Raw genomic sequence first — 3438 nt, 5'->3', positions numbered from 1 at the left:
GGCTTGTACCTGCTTAGCTCCTTTGTTTTTGGTGTCTACTGCTGCTTTCTTGAGCAGATTATGGGCGAGGGAAAGCCGCCCGACTTAGAGGTTTACTTTTTGTAAGCCTCTAAGCAGAAATCTTTTGAAACCACGGTTATTCTTCATGTCACCAAACACAGGCTCTGGCTCGATCACACGCCGAACCGCAAGGGCGTAACCGTCTTCGCTCCGGAGCTTTTCACGGGCTTGTTTTTTCAAACGCAAGTAGTTCAGACTGACTTTAACTTCTCGATTACCTTCAGCTTTCGTACACTGTGATTTCAAGGGACATCCTTCACAGCTTATAGTTAATGGCGATGCTCGATTTCGTATCCACTTTCGGTTTTCTCCTTGCTCACTCTTCGAAAAATAAGAGTCTGCCCCGCAGCGCATGTCCATGTGTCTTGTTCGGTGTTATACGTCCAGTTGTCGTTTTTACTAATATCCTTTTGCCATGCCTTACTTTTCTCACGGTGGTAGGTGCTGTATTTGACGATGGCTTCTACTTGATTTCGCTCTAAATAGTCGTAGTTTTCTTCGCGGCGTATCCTGCATCGGCGATAACAGTAGCAGGTAGCTTACCAAAAGCAGACTTTACTCGAAACGGGATAGCGTCGGGGCTTCGGATCGATTCGACGCAGTGTTCGAGTTGGCTAGCATGGCCGATCCGTAAATCAAGTGGGGCGACTTCCAGCTGCGGGACAGCTTGATGATGGATATCGGGCTTGCTTCCCAAGAGCCGATCCAGGTGGAGCGCTGCCACAAGGCGATGAAGAATAACAGCGTCAAAAAGGAGCTGAAGTGGTGGCTGGAAGAGATGGGCTAACAGCAGAAGCAGCAAAAGAAACAAAAGGTGGAGCACGATTCAGACGAGTGATCCTGTTTCCGCCTAAATGAAAGATGAGCCCACCGCTTTCTGGGTTGACTCATCTTTCATTTATTCAATTTTACCATCGCGACGCATCCGTCAGCTCTGCATTTCAGCCAATAATTCAGGCAGGTTGTTGTCCAATGTCATCGACAACCCCTCAATCATCCCCATCTGGAGAGCTGCTTGAAGCGCCTCGGCAGATTCGAATCGGAAGGTAATGCTTAGTTTGGTGCTGCCTTCAGCCTCATTGAACACCACAGTTGCATACTGTTCCGGAATTTCATTAGTCGGGTTGGCTAGTTCATCAGCGAATGTGGCGGTGTAAGCCAGGCTGTCCGGACTGGAAATTTCCTGATAAATGGCTAACGCCCAATGCCGCTCGCCTTCTGGTGACTGCATGCAATAATGCCATTTGCCGCCCACCCGAAGATCAATGTTACAGACCGGAATGGTGAAAGGTCTCGGCGCCCACCATTTCGCTACATGCTCGGGCTGGGTGAAAGCCTTGAATACAAGCGTTCGCGGTGCATGAAACACTCTTTCCATTACAAATTCACGTTCTTTGACAAGCGGTGCCGCACTGTTGGATGGTTGTTGATTAGTCATTTGAACTCCTCCTGAAATTATGTTTTATTTGCTGGATTAAATATACAATATAAGGAATATTCCTGTCAAGGAATATTCAGAAAAAGCATCTACTGCTTTCCCTTGCATAGAGCTCAGCATACGATGAACTACACCCGGGAATTGACAGGCGTGCCGCTCGAAACGCAAGAGTGGCTAGCCGAGATTCAGAACTGGCAATCGCTTGATACGAAGTGCCGCCCTAACCCGGCCTGGAACGTGATCAGAATAACATGTTCCGGCAAGGAAATACGTCATCTAACCGCACAGGGGATCGATGGACAAAGCGAACCGACTCCGAACTGGCGAACGTGCTTCAGCTTGGATCAAGCGGGCTGGTTCCAGATTAACGCCACCTTCAGCGTCGAGTGGTACGATGATAACCGATACGTCGCCCACTAGGGAAACCGTTAGCATCTGGTAAGGAAAGCATTTTTAACACTAAACTGCACAATAGTTGAGCGAATGGCTACTATACGGCTGCACTTTCAACACTGGTTCGGAGCTACGTTCTCGGCTTTCAATGCAAGTTCTTGTCCTCAAACGGGTAACGATGTAAGTTCTTGCCCCCCGACAATAAATGAGAACCAACTGCTTGAACAGCAGCCAACTGACCGCCATAGGACGAATACTTGCCAAGGCTTCATCTTACAAAATAATCTCTTAGGCCATAAGAAGATCCGATAAAGTAGAAATTGATACTGCAGGCACAGTGGAAAATGTTGGCCAAAGCGTACTTCGTCCGTTTCTTTCGTGAAAGTTTTACATCGAGGGCATACTTAGATGCCCCGTTAAGGCCACATCAATGCTCTTTCGAAAGTTTCCATGATGAAATTCATAATCCTTGACATCTGATATCTTCACAACATAAGACTCATGTTCACACTTACCGAAATGCCTTTCTACATCTGAAATAGAGTCACCAGTCCAATTATCTCTTTAAACTTTCCAAGGAAACCGATAAGCGCCATAATTTAAAACGTCTTATGCTCTTCATCTAACCAAAACCACAAGGTGGGCGTCTTAACGACGATGCAATAGGACCTTTCTTGATAGTTCTCAAGCATTTCTAATAATTGTTCAGCCTTCTTATCAATTTGAAATACTCCTATGCTTTTTCCAGGTACTATGTCCACGTAAGTAAAAATATCCACTTCGATCACCCAATAAATGTGTCTTTGTTACATTTTACCATTAAACAATCCTACCAGTTAGTTTAGCAAGTTATAGGTCAGTCTTTTCTTTTCGGCAATGAAGGGTCGATGTCATTTAAGTTAGGGCGAAGAACCAAAAATCATGAGCAAGAGCAGGTTATTAAAAAGATAGCCGGCTCTTTTTTTGCACGAAACGAGAAAATATGATTTGACAAGTAGACAGAAATGTGAGGCGAAGCACCTTGAAAAAATGAGGAGGTTTCGCCAATGAACGAGTACGCCAATTCGCTGAATTGAAAGGAACGAGCATGGCACAAACATTCACCGCGCGTAATGAAGCGAATGGAAAATCGAGACGCATTGTTCATACGGAGGAAGGATTTGAGGAGTTTGGAGAATGGCTTGGAGAACTGCGCCAGAAAACGGATAAAGAACCGGTAGTCGTTATAGAAGCAACAGGGCATTATCATCGGGGGCTAGTGGCCTACATGGAACGAAGTGGGTTCTGCCACATGGTCACTAATCCACTGCAATCCAAACGAGCAAAAGGCTCTCAACTACGAAAAGTAAAAACAGATACAGTGGTAGTGGGAGAACGGTTTTTCACCCGGAGTTTCCCCCCTAAAAGCCCCCGTTCTCCCGGCTATCGCCATCTTATACCGAACCTTAAAAAAGGCCAACCAGATTTTTCTATATAAGTTGAACTAAAATTGTTCAGGAAGTTGGTTGGTTTCCAAGCGAAGACATAGACGATCAATAATCGTCTGG

At 45.8% G+C, this 3438-nt stretch carries 3 protein-coding genes and 1 pseudogene; 2 read left to right on the top strand and 2 right to left on the bottom strand.

Features of this window, described 5'->3' with window-relative positions:
* Together BK127_RS46165 and BK127_RS41720 are read right to left on the bottom strand one after the other, a co-directional pair.
* Window positions 1-622: pseudogene (locus BK127_RS46165) on the bottom strand (transposase); the annotation flags it as partial.
* Between the two features lie 366 nt (window positions 623-988).
* Window positions 989-1498: an SRPBCC family protein gene (locus BK127_RS41720; RefSeq protein ID WP_076238516.1), complete on the bottom strand. Its 510-nt coding sequence runs from the start codon at window positions 1496-1498 to the stop codon at window positions 989-991.
* A gap of 102 nt (window positions 1499-1600) precedes the next feature.
* On the opposite strand from BK127_RS41720, the gene BK127_RS41715 reads away from it, so the two are divergent.
* Together BK127_RS41715 and BK127_RS41705 are read left to right on the top strand one after the other, a co-directional pair.
* Window positions 1601-1918, top strand: a complete 318-nt coding sequence (locus BK127_RS41715; protein WP_179097829.1) for a hypothetical protein — start codon at window positions 1601-1603, stop codon at window positions 1916-1918.
* Between the two features lie 1045 nt (window positions 1919-2963).
* Window positions 2964-3368, top strand: coding sequence for an IS110 family transposase (locus BK127_RS41705; protein WP_076238513.1), 405 nt, complete (start codon window positions 2964-2966; stop codon window positions 3366-3368).
* Window positions 3369-3438: the final 70 nt, after the last annotated feature.

The organism is Paenibacillus sp. FSL H7-0331, from assembly GCF_001956045.1.
Note: the sequence above shows the minus strand (reverse complement) of the source record. Positions and strands in the feature narration are given on the sequence as shown.